13 protein-coding genes are annotated in these 20,019 nt (G+C 37.7%); 5 read left to right on the forward strand and 8 right to left on the reverse strand.

Annotated elements, in window-relative coordinates; genetic code table 11:
• Positions 1 to 4 precede the first annotated feature (4 nt).
• From MHH64_RS20285 to MHH64_RS20300, 4 genes are all read right to left on the reverse strand, one after another.
• Positions 5 to 4,144: a carbohydrate-binding protein gene (locus tag MHH64_RS20285; protein WP_340002350.1), complete on the reverse strand. Its 4,140-nt coding sequence runs from the start codon at positions 4,142 to 4,144 to the stop codon at positions 5 to 7.
• A gap of 111 nt (positions 4,145 to 4,255) precedes the next feature.
• A complete protein-coding gene (locus MHH64_RS20290; RefSeq protein ID WP_095308252.1) occupies positions 4,256 to 5,182 on the reverse strand; it encodes a carbohydrate ABC transporter permease in 927 nt (308 codons plus the stop codon).
• Position 5,183: 1 nt separating this feature from the next.
• Positions 5,184 to 6,059: a sugar ABC transporter permease gene (locus MHH64_RS20295; protein ID WP_095308251.1), complete on the reverse strand. Its 876-nt coding sequence runs from the start codon at positions 6,057 to 6,059 to the stop codon at positions 5,184 to 5,186.
• Positions 6,060 to 6,125: 66 nt separating this feature from the next.
• On the reverse strand, positions 6,126 to 7,421 hold the full coding sequence (locus tag MHH64_RS20300; protein ID WP_095308248.1) for an extracellular solute-binding protein: 1,296 nt from the start codon (positions 7,419 to 7,421) through the stop codon (positions 6,126 to 6,128).
• A 645-nt stretch (positions 7,422 to 8,066) separates the two neighbouring features.
• Between MHH64_RS20300 and MHH64_RS20305 the strand changes: the two genes are divergently transcribed.
• The 4 genes from MHH64_RS20305 to MHH64_RS20320 are packed head-to-tail and all read left to right on the forward strand — an operon-like array spanning position 8,067 to position 12,773.
• Positions 8,067 to 9,251, forward strand: coding sequence for a galactokinase (locus MHH64_RS20305; RefSeq protein WP_340002351.1), 1,185 nt, complete (start codon positions 8,067 to 8,069; stop codon positions 9,249 to 9,251).
• Complete coding sequence (galE, locus tag MHH64_RS20310; protein ID WP_095308244.1) at positions 9,248 to 10,249, forward strand: UDP-glucose 4-epimerase GalE; 1,002 nt, start codon at positions 9,248 to 9,250, stop codon at positions 10,247 to 10,249. The genes MHH64_RS20305 and galE overlap by 4 nt, the downstream gene beginning before the upstream one ends.
• On the forward strand, positions 10,246 to 11,736 hold the full coding sequence (gene galT / locus MHH64_RS20315; protein WP_095308242.1) for a UDP-glucose--hexose-1-phosphate uridylyltransferase: 1,491 nt from the start codon (positions 10,246 to 10,248) through the stop codon (positions 11,734 to 11,736). Before galE ends, galT begins: the two co-directional genes overlap by 4 nt.
• A complete protein-coding gene (locus tag MHH64_RS20320) occupies positions 11,736 to 12,773 on the forward strand; it encodes an aldose epimerase family protein (protein WP_340002352.1) in 1,038 nt (345 codons plus the stop codon). Before galT ends, MHH64_RS20320 begins: the two co-directional genes overlap by 1 nt.
• A gap of 173 nt (positions 12,774 to 12,946) precedes the next feature.
• Here the strand turns inward: MHH64_RS20320 and MHH64_RS20325 are convergent, their stop codons facing one another.
• From MHH64_RS20325 to MHH64_RS20335, 3 genes are all read right to left on the reverse strand, one after another.
• Positions 12,947 to 14,113 (reverse strand): ROK family transcriptional regulator, encoded by a 1,167-nt coding sequence (locus MHH64_RS20325; protein ID WP_340002353.1) that lies wholly within the window; start codon positions 14,111 to 14,113, stop codon positions 12,947 to 12,949.
• A 520-nt stretch (positions 14,114 to 14,633) separates the two neighbouring features.
• Positions 14,634 to 15,971, reverse strand: a complete 1,338-nt coding sequence (locus MHH64_RS20330; RefSeq protein ID WP_340002354.1) for an alkaline phosphatase — start codon at positions 15,969 to 15,971, stop codon at positions 14,634 to 14,636.
• Between the two features lie 274 nt (positions 15,972 to 16,245).
• The gene (locus MHH64_RS20335; RefSeq protein WP_340002355.1) at positions 16,246 to 17,292 is read right to left on the reverse strand and encodes a hypothetical protein; all 1,047 of its coding nucleotides are present in this window, start codon (positions 17,290 to 17,292) and stop codon (positions 16,246 to 16,248) included.
• 272 nt (positions 17,293 to 17,564) lie between these two features.
• Between MHH64_RS20335 and MHH64_RS20340 the strand changes: the two genes are divergently transcribed.
• Entirely contained in the window at positions 17,565 to 17,930 is a 366-nt protein-coding gene (locus MHH64_RS20340; protein WP_340002356.1) for a riboflavin kinase, read from the forward strand.
• 819 nt (positions 17,931 to 18,749) lie between these two features.
• On the opposite strand, the gene lhgO is transcribed toward MHH64_RS20340, so the two are convergent.
• Positions 18,750 to 19,958 (reverse strand): L-2-hydroxyglutarate oxidase, encoded by a 1,209-nt coding sequence (lhgO, locus tag MHH64_RS20345; RefSeq protein WP_118889976.1) that lies wholly within the window; start codon positions 19,956 to 19,958, stop codon positions 18,750 to 18,752.
• Positions 19,959 to 20,019: the final 61 nt, after the last annotated feature.

Genomic DNA, 20,019 nt, shown 5'->3' on the forward strand with positions numbered 1-20,019 from the left:
TGCCTCATTCATCCTTGCTTTCAAAAGAGTCTATTAAGCTTGCAGCATCCGCGTTTAATTCTTCATATACACGTCCAGGTACATCAGCTTTATTTTTCTCCAGGTGCTTCAGAAAATCATTCAGATGTTTACTAGCCTTGTGCAGATCGCCCTTATCCTTATGATGCTGTGATTGCTTTAGTTTGTTATGCAGTTTCATATATAATGAATGACTGATATTACCTGTATCCCTGTTTAATTCGATTGACTTCTGTAAAGAATCCAGACTTGGCTCAATAGGCTTCACAAGGAAATTATCAAATTCAGCATTACTGAAATGACTTCTTACCCCGACACTACCATGAGAGAATGCTGTAACACTGTTATCGGTATAATCAATTTTTGGATTGTCCATATCTCCAACATATACTTTTATGTTCGCATCCTTCACAACTACTTTCATATGCTGCCATTCATCTTCTAACTCTGTCATTTCTGTACCTGCTAAATACTCCCAATTGTAATTTTGCTTTCCAAGATGGACGCCTTCTTCGTTCAAATATGCAACATAGCCCTGCATAAAATCAGGATTATTCTGTGCTCGTTCCATCCCATTTGCTGGATTATTTACTCGAAAGATAAGCCCGCCATCTCCAATTCCATCAACAAGTTTAATATCTGCTTCTACACTATAATTCTTCCAATCTTTTTCACCAATTACGGACTTCCCAAAAGTTCCAACGCTAGAAGTATAGGTTCCATCAGTTTCAATTTCTTCTTCTTCTTCTTCTTCAGTATTCTCATAGAATTCTATACTATGAAAATCAAATTCACCATTTACTGTTTCCACCGTAATTGAATGGTTACCAGCAGGAAGGGAGACGTTTTCCTTCACAACATCGGACCAATTATCCCATCCCCCTGTACGAGGAACATTGATAACTCCAGTAAGGTCTATCTCGTCATTAAGCCACAACCTTACCTGACCACCTTCCAAGTCCGTTGTTACACTCATTTTCATGTTAAAGTTACCACTCTCAGCCATGTTTACATTATATTTATACCATTCCCCTGTCTGATTCCAGCCAATATTATACGTCCCATCTGGATGATTCCTGATGTCGACACCATCCTGTCTGTACACACGTCCAATATTTTCAGGGTTATTATCATGATAAGCAATGCCTTCTCCACCTGTTATATAATCAACTGCCATCACCTTTCCTGGGAGACTTTTATATTCATCAAAGGTATGAAATATCATTTTTGAGAAATCAAACTCTCCTTGAACTGCCTCAACTTTGAGCGTATGCTTACCTTTTGGTAAATGGATGTCTTTTAATGTAATTGTTTCCCAATTATTCTTATCACCAGTGTTTGGAATATCAATAACATCAATCAAATCTGTATCATTCAATACTAGTTTTAACTGAGCATTATCCTGTATGGACGCAACAGCTAAATCAATACCATACTCACCCTCTTCGGCTATATCAACGTCATAGTTGAGCCATTCTTCTGCTTCAAAGCTTTCAACGGCAAATCCATCATCAGGAGTCGAACGAATGTCAACGCCATCATCGCGATACTCTCCACCACTATTTTCTTCCGTTTTATCATGATAAGCTATTCCTTCTCCACCAAGATTATAGTCTTCAGCCTCTATTAATCCAGGCAATGGCTTATGAATATCAAAGGAGCTGAAACTAAATCTTGAGAAATCAAACTCTCCATTAACAATCTCGACTGTGATTGTATGTTCCCCTTCTGGTAAGGTTATACCTTCTTTCGTTACAGGGGTCCAGTTATTCCACCCCCCTGTACTTGGAACATCAATCACTCCTGTTAAATCCGTTTCATCATCCAGCCACAACCTTACTTTCGCATCAGTAAATGTGGTTGAAGCATCTAGTCTTAAGTTATACAGCCCCGTTTCCTTTACATTTACATTGTATTTCAACCATTCACCCGTCTGATTCCATCCAACAGCAGTACCACCCTGAGGCTTATTCCGAATATCAACGGAATCCCCTCTTAGGACACCACCTATATTTTCAGGTGTTGTGTCATGATAGGCTACTCCTTCTCCACCAGAGTTGTAATAAGCGGCTTCTATTACTCCAGGCAATGGCTTATAATTATCAAAAACACTTGGTTCATCTGTATTTGTATCCACCTTCCAGAAACCATCATGTGGTGTCCATCCGTCATCATTACCATCATTAAAGTCATCAAAAAGCACAGATTCAACTTTGTGTTTACTAACTTTCATACTTGCAAAATCAAATTCTCCTTGGACAACTTCCACTTTTATTGTGTGATTACCTTCTGGCAAAGTAATCCCATCAATGGATAAGTTTTCCCATTGATTGCCGTCTCCTGTATTTGGTACATCAACGACACCTGATAAATCCGTCTCATCATCTAACCGTAGCCTGACTTGAGCATTCTTGTCAGATGCTACCCTCAAACTGACATCGTATTTTCCACTATCTTGTATATTGGCATTATATTTCAGCCATTCACCTTCCTGAAAAGAACTTATTTTAAAACCGCCTTCAGAATTAGCTTCAATGTCAACAGCATCCCGTCTGTACTCCTCATTAATTTCATTTGTACTTTCACGGAACCCTTTTCCATCACCACCAGAATTATAATGTACGGCTTCAATAGACCCTGGTAACGGTTTATATGCATCAAATGCATTACTACCGTCTACCTTATTACTCGAAGCAATAAAACCAAATTCTGCATGAACATCGGAAGTGGTATAACCAATTTTTCCACCGTTCAGTCCATCTATTTCCCTAGTCTGTTTTAGCATTCCATCAACATATATGTTAAATTCTCTGTTTGACTTTTCCACTCTTACTTGGTGAAGATTAGAGTAATCATAATCAGACGGAAGTTCAGAAGCCTCCCATTCTTGATCAACTCCATCCACCCGGAAAAATGTTTCCAGTCTATTTTTATCAGGGCTTAATACAGCTAATCCATAGTTATCTTCATCTTTATATGAAAATACAGCACCAAATCTTGGATTGGAACTCGAACCTTGTTCCTTCTTTTTCATGTTAAATTCTGCAGTATAGTTATCATTTGTCTCGTTTTTTGTAACCTGACGATGCCAATTTGTATCACCAAGGGATTCCTGCTCTAACCAATCATTTGAAATACTCCAGTTCCCTCCATTTACCGCTATCCAATCATTACCTACTTCATTACGCTTAAAGCGATCACTGAAATCCGGCATATCGGGATTTTGCTGTTTAAACGTTGTAGGTCCGAGTAATAGCATCTTATCACCGTTCCAAACGATTCTATCAAGGTTCGTTTCACGGCCTGGATTTGCATGACTATGATATACCATGTAATGTGTGTCAAGATCAGGTCCACGGACGATCGAATTATGACCAAGTCCAACATGGGAACCTTCTGTGTTAATTAATATAGGATTTTGTTTTGTTTCATTTGTAAATCCTTCTGTAGGTGAATTACTGCTACCATAATCAACCCGATACGCTTTATTCCAAATATGATTTCCCGTATAGGTCATAAAGTACTTTCCATTTCTTTTCAACAGTGTTGAACCCTCAGTCCAACCATCCATTGATGCTCCTGTATTTATAGCCTCTCCAAATGTATATGGGTCGTCCATAGGTCTTGCCATAATACTGTTGGTGCCAGTACTATAAAAATACCACTGGCCATCATCATCAATAAAAACACTTCCATCTATTCCCATCCCTAGATTGTCCGTCTGCTTAACAAATGGTCCAAGTGGACTAGAACTTTTATAAACGTAATGACCATTTCCACCTGGTGATGTATACATATAGAAAGCACCATTCCAATACGTTACCTCTGGTGCATATGCCGCTTTCGTACTAGGCTCTTCTGTAACTAGCCCACCATAATCCCAATCAATTAAATCCGTTGACGTCCAAACCTTCACTCCACTTTTATCATCCACAGTACTGACATAAAGATAATAGATGCCATTGTACTTTAAAATATATGGATCACCTTCCCCATAAAAATCCCCATGGTCCCACATCCAGGAATCAGGTATATCCAAGGGGTTACTGTATGAAAAAGACGGTTGCGGAGCACTCAACATAACGGCAAATACAGTTGCAAATAACAGTAAAATCAATTTTTTCATAGAAAGTTTCTCCTTATTCTAATAATGGATTCTATCTATGTTACGTTCTTTAAATGTAAGCAATTGCATAACTAAGTAAGCTCAACGTTTCTTAGCCAGTTTCTCTTTGTCTTAACCTTTAAGTCCTGTAAAGCTGATTCCTTTAATAATTTGTTTTTGAAAGATTAAGAACACGATAATAACTGGTATCGATGCAATAGCATTGGCTGTCATTGGCAGTACATAGGCTTGCGAATAGCTGGAATTAAATACTGGCAGACCTACTGGCAATGTATAGAGCTCCTCAGATAATATGGACAGGTATGGCCACAAGAAATTATTCCATGACCCAATAAATGTAAAGATAGCTATTGCGGCTAAAGCTGGTTTAGCTAGAGGTAAAGCGATTTTGTAAAACAGTTTAATATTTGAACATCCATCCATTTTTGCACTTTCGAATAATTCCTTTGGTATTCCATCAAAGAAGCTTTTTAATATGATGACACCTAATGGTGAAGCAATCATCGGTAAAATAAGCCCTGCATAGCTATCAATCAAGTTTAAACTTTTCGCTGTTTCATATAGCGGAATAATCGTTGCTTCTCCAGGTATCATTAAACCTACCAAGAAGAATATAAAAATAGTTCTTTTGAAACGAAATTTCATTTGAGATATTGCAAACGAAGCTAATGATGTCACAATTAACGTTAAAATCGTTGTAATCAGCGCGACGATAAAACTATTAAACGTCCAGCGAAGTATTAACGTGTCAGAAATTATATTCGTGTAGTTCGAGAATGTAAATGGTGGCAAAAACCATTCGATTGGATTAGTTGTGCTGTATCCATCTGGTTTCAAGGAAACAAAGATCATCCAAATGATCGGCAGAATGAACAGAACAGATACTGCAATCGCTACCGTAACTTTAACCGGATGAAAAGGATCGCGACTCCTGTTTAATGCTGCGGATCTTTTCTTTTTACTTTTCGGTCCTTCTCCATTTCTTTTCTCGACTGGTTTTTGTTCCGCTATATTTGGGATTGGATTAGGTTGTCCCATTTTAACTTTCCCCCGTTCTCTGTGGCCTTAGCTGGATTATCGACAAAATTAATAGAATAAAGAATAATGCAAAGGACATTGTAGCAGCATATCCTAAATTATTTTGTGTAAAGCCAGTTTCATAGATATATTGAATGAGAGGTCTAGTCGCACCACCTGGTCCACCGCCAGTGATTAGCATAATTTGTGCAAACACTTTAAATGAGGCAAGAACCTGCAGCAGCAAAATGACTTTGGAAATCGGCTTAAGCTGCGGCAATGTAATGTACCAAAACTGCTGCCAGCGGGTTGCCCCATCTATTTCACTTGCCTCGTATAATGATTCGGGTATGTCCTGTAGTGCGACAAGAAATAGAATCATATTCGTTCCTACCGTCCACCATAAGGTAACAACTACAATCGTAATCCAAGCAAGATATTTATCAGCCAGCCAAAAAGGCTCCCCTTCGATTCCTATGCTATGAAGAATGGTATTAACGAATCCGTTATATGGTTGCAGCATAAAAATTGCTAGAAAGGAAATAACGGCAACGGATAAGATACTTGGGATAAAATAAGCTCCCCTGAAAAAGGTCTGAATCTTCGTATTTAAGTTAGCGAGTAATGCCAGTCCTAGTGCAAGCACCATCATTGTTGGTGTTGTTAAAATAACAAACAGCGTTGTATTTCCAAGACTTCTCCAGAAATAAGAATCACTGAACATGACCTTAAAGTTTTCCAACCCAATAAAGTCCAATTTTCCAATTAATGACCAATCATAGAAGCTCATTTCCAGCCCTTTAATAACGGGAAAAATAGTAAAGATCATGTATACGATAAAAAAGGGAATTAGAAAGGGCACTGCCTTCATATCCTGTAACCATGACTTGTTTTTCATAAAATACCCCTTTTCTATTAAAAGTCAGAAGCTCCTAAAGTATATTAGGAGCTTAGACAGTTCAAATTATCCTCCTATTAACGCCTTTACTTCTTGTTCAATCAATTCAAATGCCTTCTCAGGAGATTCCTCATCTGTCCAGATCAGATCAAGATTGCGAATAAGTATATCCTGGATACCACGTGCATGTACGGTTTGATCTGGAAAATTAACATAGTTTGCTACTTCTGCGTAATCACTCCGATATGGAAGTTCCGCATATTCTTCTGATTCAACAACCGTTGTCTTTGCTGGAATATGTCCTGCTTCTGCCCAAACTACACCTTTATCTGTAGCGTAGTTCATAAATTCAATCGCAGCTTTTTGAACTTCCGGTTCCGCATCTTGACTAGCAGGGATTACGAAGGTGTGCGAATTGCCGAATGCAGCCTCTTTGCCAAATATATTTGGTGCAGGTATTGCTGTAAATTCTAATCCTTCCGTTGCTTCCCAAGTACCAGTTGCCCACACCCCAGTGGACATAGTTGCTGCATTGCCAGATTGGAAATCAGCATAGAAATCCGCTAAATTCAATGGAATAACTTCATGCTCGTACCATAAATCATGCATATAGTTTGCAGCTTCAATTGCTTTATCAACATCAAGTACATATTCAGGATTTTCTAAATCATCCGTTACAATATTTTCTCCACCTAATTGACTATAGAAGGAAAACCATAACCGATAGGAGTCTACACCAGCAGTAGAAAATGCCATCGGAAATTTATCTTTCGGTAATTCTTCTTTAAGCGTTGTCAAGAATTCAACAAACCCTTCTGGTGTCTGTTCCATTTTTACACTGCCATCTTCATTCAGAAGTCCTGCGTCACCGGCAAGCTGATTATTCACGAAAAAGATATGTGGATGTGTGTCGATTGGTATAGCAAAGTGTTGCCCATCAAAAACTGTCGAATCCAGAACGTTTGGATTGAATTCATCCCAGTTAACGCCAACTTCTTCACCATATGTGTCTAATTCCTGCACTAGTCCCTGATTAACCAATTCCGGAAGTACATTCGAATGGGAAATAGCCAAGTCCGGTCCTTTACCTGCGGAGACACTCGTGATCAATTTTGTATAATACTCTTCAAATTCTTGTTGAATATTGTTTATGAAAATCTCATCCTGACTTGCGTTAAATTCGTCAACAATTTCTTTCATAAACGCTGCATCCCCACCACCAAATAAGTTCCACATAACAACCTCTGTAGCACCCTCCGGCACCTTAACTTTCCCACCAGCATCATCTGAACCGCCACTGCATGCTGCAAGTGTGATGGCAGTAATAATTATTCCGATAAGCAACATTAACTTCTTTTTCATCATTGAACCTCCCCTTTATATTTAAGAATTGCAAATGAATAGATACTAACTTTTAGCTGCCTCCTTTCATCGATTACGGTTTTAATGTAAAGTTAAAACACGGCTCATGAATTCGCTTTCAAACAAAAGCAAAAAAATAAGAAACCGCCTAAGAAAAATACTATTATTGCATTAATTAAATTAATTAACTAACATAATAATAAACTCGATCTTTTCACTTGTCAATATCAATTATTCGAATAAACTCAAAATTAATTTATTAAGAATAATGTCTTAATATGTTGCTTATTGGTTTATAATATTCAAGATTCAGATAAGATCTATTAGATTAACGAGCATTATTAACAGGATTTTTGATGTCAAACACATATTATTACCGCAATTAAAGAACTGAATCCTGAACCTATCATCCTCCTATTCATTCTTTTATCTCCAGTCTCTGACTTTAAACATGGCTCTATAAGTGTTCATAGGTGTAACGTCCCTCCATATTTATATCTCATTATATTTCTTCTTGTTTTTTTAAAATAAATATAGTAACATTAACTTAATTAAATTAATTAACTATTATGCATTCTTATTATAATTGCAATATCTTAAGTACTTATCTCTTTTTTAAAGACCACGATACTACAGGAGGTTATTATGAATATAAGGAAACTAACAAAAGAATTCCAGGAGAAATTCAGCACTTTCCAAACACCAAGACCCTTCTTCGCCCCAGGAAGAATCAACCTAATCGGCGAACATACGGATTATAATGGCGGACATGTGCTGCCAGCTTCAATTTCTTTCGGAACATATGCGCTTGGCCTAAAGCGTCAGGATCGAAAGTTACGCTTTTACTCCGTGAATTTCCCTGATGCAGGGATAATGGAATGTGATCTGGATGATTTAATTTATCAGAAAGTACATGAATGGGCGAATTATCCAAAGGGTATGATTCTTTATCTGCAGAAAGCAGGATATCAATTCGACCATGGTATTGATGTTTTATTTTATGGAAACATCCCAAATAGTGCAGGGCTGTCTTCTTCTGCATCAATTGAAATGGCCATGGGTGTCTTATTAGATGGTTTGTTTGAACTGAATATTGACCGGATTGATTTGATTCGCATTGGACAGAAAGTGGAAAATAATTATATTGGTGTTAATAGTGGAATTATGGATCAGTTCGCGATTGGCATGGGAAAGCAGGATCATGCGATTCTCTTAAACTGCCAAACATTGAACTACCAATGTGCACCACTCATTTTAGGGGATCATGTTATCATCATCATGAACACGAATAAACAACGGACATTAGCAGGATCTAAATATAATGAACGCCGGACACAGTGTGAAGCAGCACTCTCTGATTTACAGACTGTACTGCCTATTCAAACACTTGGAAATGTAACAATTGATGCTTTTGAGAACAATCAACGGTTCATTAAAAATGAAATAAACCGGAAACGTGCGAGACATATTGTTTACGAGAATGCCAGAACAATAGAAGCCCTTGAAAGGTTAAAGCAAAATGACCTTATTGCATTTGGAAAACTCATGAACGCCTCCCATATCTCATTAAGAGATAACTATGAGGTTTCAGGAATTGAGCTTGACACGATTGTCGAAGCTGCTTGGAATCAGCCCGGGGTCCTTGGTGCACGTATGACAGGTGCAGGATTTGGCGGCTGTGCGATTGCAATTGTAGCGCGTGATGAAGTGGAGAAGTTCAAGAATATTGTAAGCGCAGTCTACACTGAAAAAATTGGCTATGCACCAACTTTCTATATGGCAGAAATCTGCGATGGAGCAAAAGAAGTCACAGAAGGAGCGTTAAAATGAGTGTATTAGTTTTAGGCGGTGCTGGTTACATTGGGTCACATGCCGTTTATCAATTGATTGATCGAGGGGAAGATGTCGTTGTCATTGATAATCTGCAAACAGGACATCAGGAAGCCGTCCATCCAAGCGCACAGTTTTATCAAGGCGACATTCGGAATGCAGCTTTCCTTCAAGACGTTTTTACCAAAGAAAGCATTGAGGCTGTTATCCATTTTGCTGCAAGCTCCCTTGTTGGGGAGTCAATGGAAAAACCACTCCACTATTTTGACAACAATGTTTATGGAACTCAAGTATTGCTAAAGACTATGGTCGAGCATGAGGTGAAGACTATTGTCTTCTCCTCCACTGCCGCAACTTATGGAGAGCCCGAATCCGTTCCAATTACGGAGACAATACCGACAAAGCCAACCAGCACGTACGGCGAAACAAAATTAACAATGGAAAAGCTGATGAAGTGGACAGAGCGAGCACATGGAATTAAGTATGTATCCTTGCGTTACTTTAATGTTGCTGGCGCCCGGCACTCAGGTGAAATTGGTGAAGACCATCGCCCGGAAACACATCTTGTTCCAATCATTATACAGACAGCACTTGGTCAGCGCGATTATATAACGATCTTCGGTGAGGATTATGATACACCGGACGGAACATGTATACGTGATTATGTTCATGTGGAGGATCTTATTGAAGCACATCTACTAGCACTTGATTATCTAAAGCTTGGCGGTAAAAGTGATGTTTTCAATCTCGGAAGCAACCAAGGCTTTTCTGTAAAAGAAATGATTGATACTGCACGTGAAGTAACCCGTAAGGAAATATATGCAAAGTCAGGAAGGAGACGTGCAGGTGATCCAAGCATACTGGTTGCCAGTTCAAATAAAGCCAAAAGTATGCTTGGCTGGGAACCGAGACGCACTTCTATCAAACAAATTATCAAGGATGCATGGAACTGGCATACATCTCATCCGAATGGATATGGAAAGGACGTGAAGAAGTGATTTTTCAGTATGTTAATGGACTTATTCAACAAGCAATTAAAGCAGAACTAATTGAACAGGCAGATAATATTTATGTTCGCAACCAAGTCATGAATCTATTAAATTTGGAGACTTTTCCTGAAGAGCCTGATTGTGTCACAGATAAATCGATTCCCGACATGCTTGAAAAAATAATCGAATATGCTATTGAACATGAAGTAATCGAGGACGTATTCGACGATAAAGAGATTCTCACAGCTAATATAATGAACTGCTTTGTAGCTCGTCCATCTGTTATTCATGCTGCTTTTAATGAAAAATATGAACAGTCACCGAAAGCTGCAACCGATTATTTTTATAACTTGAGCAAAAACAGCAACTACATTCAGATGAATCGGATTGAAAAAAACATTCACTTCAAATCGGACACAGCATACGGCGAACTAGACATCACGATTAACCTGTCCAAACCTGAAAAAGACCCCGTGCAAATCAAACGAGAACGTGAAATGAAACAAAAGCTGGATTATCCAAAATGTCTATTATGTGTGGATAATGAAGGATATACTGGTAGAACAGGGCATCCCGCACGTGCGAATCATCGTGTCATTCGCGTTCCACTGCTAGGAGAAAATTGGTACCTACAGTACTCTCCATATGTTTATTATAATGAGCACAGTATTTTGCTTTCAGAAGAACACCGGGACATGAAAATTGATAGGAAAGCTTTTGAACGCCTATTAACTTTTACAGAAATATTTCCCCATTACTTCATTGGATCAAATGCAGATTTACCGATTGTTGGAGGTTCCATATTAAGTCATGATCACTATCAGGCGGGACGCTATGATTTTCCAATGACGAATGCAGCGAGTGCTTTTGAATTTATCCTGGAAAAGTTTGATAATGTTTCTGCTTCTGTATTGAAATGGCCTTTATCCGTTATCCGTCTGAATAGTTCTAACAAGGATTTACTGCTTGACGCTGCTAATCATATTTTACAAATCTGGAAAAGTTATTCCGACGAACTTGCAGACGTGAAAGCATTTACTGGTGATACACCTCACAACACGATTACACCAATTGCTCGTTCTCGCGAAGACGTATATGAGCTTGATCTTGTATTACGAAACAACCGTACATCTGCTGAACATCCACTGGGGATTTTTCACCCACATGCAGATGTGCATCATATAAAAAAAGAAAATATCGGGCTGATTGAAGTTATGGGGCTCGCCGTTTTGCCAGCAAGATTGGAGATGGAACTGGCTGAAATCAGGCAGTTTTTAATTGGAAAATCCAGTGATGTAGCTGCATATCACCTGGAATGGGCTGATCAAATCCAAAGTGAGTACGGTGAGATTCTCGATTCTAGGATGGCTGATGAAATTTTAAAGAAAGAGCTTGGCAAAAAATTTGCCAAAGTTCTGGAAGATGCCGGTGTTTTCAAGGAACGGCGAGCATTTGAAAGATTTATCCATACATTAAATAAGCAGGTGGCACAATAATGAAGGTTGAAACAACTGATATTTTAGGAAAATGGAAAGAATACACACTAGTAAATGAACAAGGAATGTCTGTCAGTGTAATAAATTTTGGCGGAATCATTACAGAAATGCTTGTTCCCAATCGAAATGGAAAACTGGAAAATGTCGTAATTGGATTTAAAAATTATGCAGACTATGAAACGAACCCGAATTATTTCGGTGCTTTAATCGGTCGTGTTGCTGGAAGAATTCAAGGTGGGGAGTTTGTGCTTAATGGTAAAACCTATAGTTTAGATCACAATGATGGGGATAATCATCTTCACGGAGGTGCGTCAGGTTTCCATCAGGTAATCTGGAATGTTGATCCTTTTCAAACAAGTGACACAGTCGGGTTGAAGCTGACTCACAAAAGTTTAGATGGTGATGGAGGATATCCTGGCAATTTAGATGTAACTGTTACCTATATTTTGAATAACGATAACCAATTTACAATCGACTATGCTGCAACCAGTGATCAGGTCACTCCAATAACATTGACGAACCATTCTTATTTTAATTTAAGTGGAGACTTGAAAAACACCATTCATCATCACCACATAACGATAGATAGTGAAGAAATTGTCAAACTTGATGAGAAACTTATTCCAACAGGAAAATTAATGAATGTATTCAATACTTCCTTTGATTTTCGTGAAAGCCGGTCATTGCGCGAAGGATTCAATGACAAGTCTGAACAAAATACAGTTGCTGGAAATGGTTATGATCATTATTTTATTTTCAATAAGAAGAAAGAAAATGCTGTTACTGTAAGTGATGAGAAGTCTGGACGCTTGCTGATGATAAAAACAGATCAGCCAGGGATGGTTATGTATACCTCGAACATGCTCGAAGATGGGATGGAACTGAAAGAAGGCTTTTCAGAGAAGTATTTAGGAGTATGCTTTGAAACCCAAGCGTCACCTGCATCATTGCATTATCCAGGATTTCCGTCAGTTATTTTAAAAGCAGGAGAACAGTATAAAAAACAGACCGTATTTTCTTTCAGCGTAGTAAGATAACAAGGGTCTTACTGATACCCTGAGAAATGTTAATAAAAGAGGATAGTTCTCCATGTGTAACACGAAGGAATATCCTCTTTTTTAATGCCAGGAAACTATAAAATTTGAATGCTGTGGATAACTTAGTTACCTAAACGGACACGTCCAGCGCTTGCGCTTTTGTTCTTTTTTCATCAAACTGGATCAAACAATTCCACCAATAATAGCGAGACTGCCCCTAACAGTGTTGCATCTTCACCAAGTTTTGTTACTGTTACTTCGGTTTCTTTTGCAGCCGGACTGAGTACACGCTGTTCAATCGTTTGCTTAATTTTTGGCAAGATGAATTTTTCACTCTTCATCACCCCTCCACCGAGAACAATTTTCCTTGGGTTTATTAGATGTATTAAATTTGTTAAGCCGATACCAATAATCATTCCAGTTTCTTCAAGAATTTCAATATATGCCGTATTACCAGATTCGGCCAATTTGTATACTTCTTCGCCTGTAATTGTTTCTGTTTTCCCCTCTAGCTTTTTTCTGGTTCTCTCAGCAATAGCGACACCACTGGCGAAGGTCTGCAAACAACCGCGGCTTCCACATTCACAAATCTCTCCGTTAATATCTATCGTCATATGGCCTATCTCACCAGCAATATCCTGAGCACCGTGGTACAGCTTTCCATTAATAACAACACCTGAACCGACGCCTCTTCCAATATTTACAGCAACCATACTATCCGCATCGCCGTGTCCTCCAAACCATGACTCGCCAAGTGCCATTGCTCTGGCGTCATTTTCAACGTTGACCACTAAGTTAAATTCTTCCTCAAGTTTTTGCTTGATTGGAATATTTCTTAAATCCAGGTTTGGTGCTACAAGTGAGGTACCAGTTTCTATATCCACAACCCCATGCATTGCTACTCCAATCCCTAGAATTTTATCTTGATACGGTTTTGATGTTTGTAAAATCTTATGTATATTTTCTTTTAAAATACGGATAAACTGATCATTTGTAATTGGAATGTTTAGCTTACTAGAAACACGTTCAACGATCTTCCCAGATAAATCAGCAAGAATACACTCAACCGTTTCTGGACCAGCATCTACGCCAACAACATAGAAGGCATTATTATTAATATGAAGCATCGTCGGTTTTCGCCCACCCTTGGATTCGCCGAGATCACTCTCTCTAACTAATTCCTGTTCGATCAATTCTTTCACAATACTGCTTACCGTTGGTGGGGTGAGCTTTGTATCCTTAGCTATTTGAGCCCTGGAAATAGGTTCCGATGTTCTTATTTTATTGAGAATGATTGATTTATTGACTGATTTCATTAATTGGAATGTGCCCCGCTGCATGAATAGTCCTCCTATATCTCTTGATACTTGTAAATATATTATAACATGATTAATTAAATTAACTAATTAAACACAACCAATTGTAGAAAATATTCCTGCAAAGAGTACAAGATATGTCTAGAAATATGGAGTCCATTATGTCTGATGTTGAGATTGAAGAATAAAACTATCTAAAAATGATAAAACCATTGTACAAGTAAAGATTTGCAGGCATTTGCATTCCGAAGAGGTTATTCCAAAATCTATTACACCTTCATTATGCATCTTTTATACAACGAAAGCCGATGTTTCCTGATGAACGCTCAAGTGTATTAAGCTTTTGATTGTTTCTTTTATGAAGTGCATTTATTCACCTACTCTCTCCTTTAATTTAGCAGAATATTTAAACTCAGACAAGAATTCATTTACTAGTGGCAAGATAATCAAAAATGACACGTTATTAATCGAATAAGACAGAGAACCTATTAAAAAAATGTATAAAAAGAAGCGAGGGAAATATCCCTCGCTTCTCTCACCTACTTTACTTCAATTTCATCGCCTCAGCAATAATTTTAGGAAGATCCGTATTATCATGGAACCCAACAAATTTATGTGTTTGTGGACCATAAGCATAGACTGGAATATCAGCACCGGTATGATTAGTACTTGTCCATCCAATGCTTGCACGGTCGCTTACAATCGTATTAATAGCAAGCGGCGCATTATCAGCTTGTTGAATTTCATTAATTTCTTCTTCTGTTAACTCAAATCCAGTATGTGTTTTCAGAACTTCACTTACATTGGAGCGGTCTTCGTTTAATTGGGTTGCCATGTAATCACCTGTAGCTGTTACATCTGTTAATAGATCAGCATTTAAATCCATTGAACCATTCGAACCAGTTGTCATCCCACCAGTATCATGATCAGCTGCAACAATTACTTGTGTCTTTCCATCTTTCTTAGCAAAATCGATTGCTTCTTCAACTGCCTTTTCAAATGCAGCGACATCAGACATTGCCCAAGCTGCATCATTAGCATGACCTGCCCAGTCAATTTGACTTCCTTCAACTACTAAGAAAAATCCGTCTTTGTCTTCTTCCAAAACATCAATTGCAGATTCAGTCATTTCAGCAAGGCTAGGTTCTTCTGTTTCAGCACGATGAAGCTCTGGAGCAAGTGCATCATCTGCAAATAAGCCTAAAAGCTTTTCGCCTTTCTTAAGTGCAATTTGCTTATTGTCTAGTAATTGACTTCGTGTTTCTACCAATTCATATCCTTGCTCCTCAGCTTGCTCAATTAAATTAAGCTCTTCCTGATTTCCGCCTTGATCGATTGGTAAGAAATTGTTTTTCCCTCCGCCAAGGATAACATCTACTTCATTTTCAAGCATTTGTCTAGCAATCTCCGTTTCATTATTACGATCCTCGACATGTGATGCAAATGATGCTGGTGTAGCATGTGTAATCGTAGAAGTTGCTACAAGTCCAGTTGCCTTTCCGTTTTCTTGAGATGCTTCTAAAATAGTTTCAAGCTCGTTGCCCTCTGTATCCATTCCAATGACACCATTATTCGTTTTTTCACCTGTAGACATCGCAGTACCTGCAGCAGCAGAATCGGTAATATCAGAGTTAGCAGAATGTGTCATGAACATTCCTTTTAGATGATCATCCCATACTGCATCTTCCCCCTTGTACACGCGATAGTTACTTGCATAATCAGCACTAAAGCCGTCTGGAACCATGAAGATAACATTCTCTACCTTCTTATTTCCCTTTCCTTTTCTATCTACAGCATCCGGTTTTGCGTCTACCGTTCCTATACTTAATCCAGACAATACAAGGGACGTACTAAGTACAACAGCACCAATCTTCTTAAACATCCTACACTCTCCTCTCAAATTTTTATTACAATTTAAGCGTAAAGGAAAGATATCTAAATGAAGTTACATGCTAGTAAAAGTCTAGTAAACTTTTTTCACCCTAAATAACTACCTCTTTTTCATAGAGTTATCTGTAACCACTTGTCATTAACCGATAGAACTTGATATAGCTTCATTTAATCCCTTTCACTTAATCCATTATAATCCACCAAAAAAACACTATCACTAGAGAGAATTCCCCTATTAAGATAGTGTTTTTTGCCTATAATATATTCTATTCTTCTACCGTGATTGTTATCGTTTGCTCAACTACTTTGGTTTCATCTTCATCGTTAACGAAATCACCTGCAAGATTTTGACCATTCTCTCCATATACTTCTGTGACATGTGGACCATTATTATGATGGGATGGATCCATTGTAATAACAATATCATACTCGGTTAGATTTTTAATTCGACTGTCTTTTTCAGGATCATGAATATATAAAACTGTTGAGCCATCTGGATCCGTGTAGCTATACCCCTGAAATCCTGATGTAATATAATTTGGAATGTCTGCTCTTGCCAGAATAAATGTATCTTCTATAATGTTACTATTTATTTTTACTACAACATAGTCATCTTGTTTCTCGATTACTGGCTCTATCCATACCTTGGGGTTTCCATAATCCTCCGGCAAATCCCAGCTTGGTTCCGTAATCGAAAAATTATGTTGACCACCATCTATTGTGGCCGACTGTTGGAAGGATACTTTTTGATAGATTTCATTTGATTTCGCATAGTTTCGTACGAAGCTCCCACCCAGTTGGTTTAAATAATGATTTTTTATATCCCCATACTGATTTGCTGGCTCAAATTTCAATTCAATATGTACGATTCCTTCTACTTCGTCTGGAAGAATATATTCCAATTCAAACTCTCCATTTTCGTTAACCTCAGTTCGATCAATTCCTCCAACTAACAATCCATATTCTGATTCAATTGAAAGAACAAGTTTTGACTCAGGCAATAGATTGGTCATGCCTTTTACAGAAACGAGCTTATTATCGATCTGAAATTCCCCTTCCAGCCTTACCTCTGAATCTCCTTGATCTTCTGGAGCCACTTTTACTTGATTGACTTCAAAGGAAACCTCTTCCGTATTATCTACTGCTTCCTTTTCCACTTTCTCCGCCTTTGTACCTTCAGTTTCCCCAGCTTGTATACTTCCACTGCTTTGTATATCTGTTTCACTTTGTTCTTCATTATTACTACTACATGCTGCCAAAAATAAAATCATTAGTGCTAAAAACATAAATAATAAACGTTTACATCTAACCACGAAACTGATTCCTCCTAAATATAGTAAACAATCAATCCTAATGATACCGTTTGCCTTTTTGAATAACAACAGTACCAAGTACCTATAAGAAAAAAACTGGTGACAGTTCACTTTGTACTTTCATTATAGGGTCTTAACATTATGTTATCTGCTTCACAAATTAGACATAATTACTATAAAGATTTCCTTGAAAGTCTTTACATAAATGCGCTTTCATATATAATATAATTAAGTGATATATTTCACAAACAAAATCTAAAGGAGGAATAGCAATGGCTAACCTTGATACAGGTCTTACTTGTGTATATCAAACACAAGGTACGATTGCTCGTGAAAATATTCGTTCGAAATTTGTGGATTACCAAATTGCAGACATAAGCCTTCACCCGGATATACCGCTGCCTACTGAAGGCAATCATCCTATTTCCATAAAAATTGAAGGTACTTGGTACAAAGCAATTGCTTCTGTTGTAAGAACGCTGGCAAACGGTAATAGTAAAGCAGTGAAAGCATATATTCGTAACTTTAATCAGCAACTTCAAGAATGTAACGTACTAATTTCCTGGGATAATTATTTAAGCACTTCGAAAAAGAAAAAGCAACAAGACAAATCATTACCTCTAGCTATGAATTTATAAGAGCATACTACTTTATTAAAAGGCATTTTTAGGAACATTCTCGTAATCCATAAAGTAGTATCGCTATTCCTTATCCAATAATTTTAATCCTCATCTTCCGACCAAGGAATCGAATAATAAAGCTCTCCTAGATAATCATGATATCCCCAGCCAATTCATTTCTGAATTCCTCTGCAATAACTATACAACCGATTATGAAATGTCTTGAAAAGCGCTTCATCTTTTTCACATTCCATCACAACTTTCTGTAGTGGAATTGGCTTATCAGCAATTCATATCGCTTCGTCTAAGCTACTGTCATTGGCGTACACATCAATGACAATAATTTAGAATTAGCAAGGAAGTTTGGTGCTGATGTTTCCGTTGATGCTCTAAGTATTACGGAAACTTGTATGAATGGAATAAGTAGCTAAGAAGAGGTAGACGCCATCACAGGTCAGTGTAATGACGAAAAAGAAGCTGGTTTTATCTGGATTCCATAATCAGAAATCGTTTATTACGACACTCAGTATGCCCGTAGCTCGCTTCACTACACTACCAAGTTGCAAAAGGAAAATTGAAACCAGGGAAAAATGGTAACTCGAGAGATTAAGCTCTCTGAATGTGGAAGGAATTTTTGAAACCACAAGTAATTTTGCAACTTCTGGTACGTTTGTTGTAACGGATTACTCTTAAATAGCGTTAAAGCTGCTTGTGGTTTTATGCAAGCAGCTTGTTTTTCCAATAGTAATCTTATACCTAAATGATTTTGATTATAAAGATGATAAAAGTTCTGCAAAAAATGATTCACGTAACTATAGGACACCCTTATCTACTCAATCAAACAATTACCAAATTATCTGATCGTTCGCCAATTTGTTTAACAACTTCTTTACCTATCTCTAAAGAGGCTGTTGCTGCTGGTGATGGTGCATTACATACATGCAGGCTTTTCTTGCCTTGTATGATTTGGAAGTCATCAACCATTGATCCATCACTATTTAAAGCCTGTGCTCGGACTCCTGCTGGTCCTGGGACTAAGTCTTCACTCTTAATTTCAGGGATAAGCTGCTGTAAGTTTTCCACAAACTTTTTCTTGCTTACAGAACGAACCATTTCATTAATTCCTTCCTTCATATTTTGACTCGCTAATTTCCAAAAGCCTTTGTAGGTTAAAACTTCTGCAAGATCTTTTATGTTGATATCTGACTTTTTATAGCCTTCTCGTTTAAAGCTGAGTACTGCATTCGGTCCTGCTTCAACTTCTCCGTTTATCATTCTCGTAAAATGAACACCTAAAAAAGGAAAATCAGGATTCGGAACAGGGTAAATTAAATTTGTTACTAGATTTCTTTTTTCTGCTTTTAATTTATAATACTCTCCGCGAAACGGTACAATTTTCATATCAATATGATATCCTGCTAGTTTAGCAATTCGGTCACTTTGCAATCCTGCACAATTAATTAAAAATTTGGCTTTATAGCTTTGCTTGTTCGTATCTACTATCACTTCATGTTCAGATTCATTAATTGATAGTACAGTCTCGCCACAATTTATTTCACCATCATGCTGCTCTATAATCTCTGCATACTTGTTTGACACCATTTTATAATCTACAATTCCCGCAGTTGGAACTTGAATAGCTCCAATACCTTTAACATGTGGTTCTATTTCATGTAACTCTTCTTTATTTAGTTGTCTTATAGATAACCCATTCTGTAGTCCGCGTTCATATAGATTATTAAGTAATGGACGCTCCTTTTCATTTGTAGCAACAATTACTTTTCCACAAATATCATGATTAATATCGTATTTACGTGAAAACTCAACCATTGATTTGCTTCCTTGTTTTGCAAAGCGTGCTTTAAAACTACCTGGTTTATAATATATCCCTGAATGGATTACCCCACTATTATGACCTGTTTGATGTGTTGCCAGTTCTTTTTCTTTTTCAAGTACAAGTATTTTTTTGTTTGGATATTTTTCTGTTAAATTCATACCTACAGAAAGCCCTACAATACCACCGCCTACAATGATGTAGTCAAACATGTCCATTCCTCCTCGTATTCAATTCCGCGGTTCCGCTTGTCATCCACCTTGATGTACGACT

The organism is Oceanobacillus sp. FSL K6-0127, from assembly GCF_037983385.1.
GTDB lineage: Bacteria > Bacillota > Bacilli > Bacillales > Amphibacillaceae > Oceanobacillus > Oceanobacillus profundus.